The organism is Bradyrhizobium sp. IC3195 (genome assembly GCF_020193585.1).
Taxonomy (GTDB): domain Bacteria; phylum Pseudomonadota; class Alphaproteobacteria; order Rhizobiales; family Xanthobacteraceae; genus Bradyrhizobium; species Bradyrhizobium yuanmingense.
Genome location: NZ_JADYVG010000077.1, coordinates 1 through 1,056 on the forward strand (window position 1 = coordinate 1; position 1,056 = coordinate 1,056).

1 protein-coding gene is annotated in these 1,056 nt (G+C 68.0%); it reads right to left on the minus strand.

The window, feature by feature from the left end; translation table 11 throughout:
- On the minus strand, positions 1-1,056 hold a 1,056-nt coding region (locus I6F09_RS37165; RefSeq protein ID WP_225190200.1), incomplete at both ends, for a DUF1522 domain-containing protein.

The window sequence follows — 1,056 nt, forward strand, 5'->3', positions numbered from 1 at the left end:
CCGGTCGGAATGCTCGGCGCACCGGTCGAGCCCGGGATCGGCGCATTCTTGAAGGTGATGACTTTACCGTTGACGTTCAGCGTCGAGCCGTCGGTGATCGTCGCACCCAGCGAAGCCGCGCTGGTGGTGCGGTTGACGTTCACGGTGGCGTTGCCGCCGCCCACCGACGTCGTCAGGGCGAGAGCCTTGAGCAGATCGGCCTTGCCGGTGACGCTCAGATCCGCACCTGTCGAGCTCCTCAGCGTGACGGCGCCCGCAGCGACGGTCGAAGCGGTCTGGCCGTTGCTCGTGGCGATCGTCGCCGCACCCGAGCTGATCGAGACCGTCTTGACGCCGCTTGCCAGATCGATCGCGCTCAACAGGTCGTTGACGTTCGCTGCCGGAGTGCCGGCGGTGCCGAGATAAACGGTGCTGTTGCCATTGCCGTCGGTGACGATGTTGCCGCTGACGCCCGAGCCGGTCGGAACGCCGGTCGCACCCGGAGCCGAGCCGCTGCGGAAGGTGATGGTCTTGCCGTTCACGGTCAGCGTGTCGCCGTCGGCAGGCTGGGCGTTGCCGGCGAGGCCGGTCGCGGTCGTGCCGTTGGTGGCGATCAGGGTCATGGTGCCGGTCAGCGCCGTGGTGCCGTCGCCGGCCGTTGCGCCCGTGCTGGCGAAGACGCCGATGGTGGCGCCGAGCGTCGTGGTTCCGGTCGCCGCGGTGGTGCCGCCGGCCGCACCGCTATACACGACGTTGCTGTTCGCCGTCGCGCTGGCGTAGGAGGTCGTGCCACGCAGGTCGGCCGCCGTCGCACCGGAGATGGTGGCGGAGACGTTGGACTTGGTGGAATAGCCGACCGTGGTCTGCAGCGCCTGGTTGGCGATCGACTTCGCAGAGTCGATCAGCTTCTGCAGCGAGGTGATGCCGGTGTTGGCGGCCTGCAGCACCTGCACGCCGTTGGCGATGCCGTCGAGCAGGTTGTTGATGTCGCTGGCGCGGTTGTCGAGCGACTGGGCCGTGAAGAAGTTGGTGGGATTGTCCAGGGCCGAGTTGACGCTCTTGCCGGTCGACAGACGG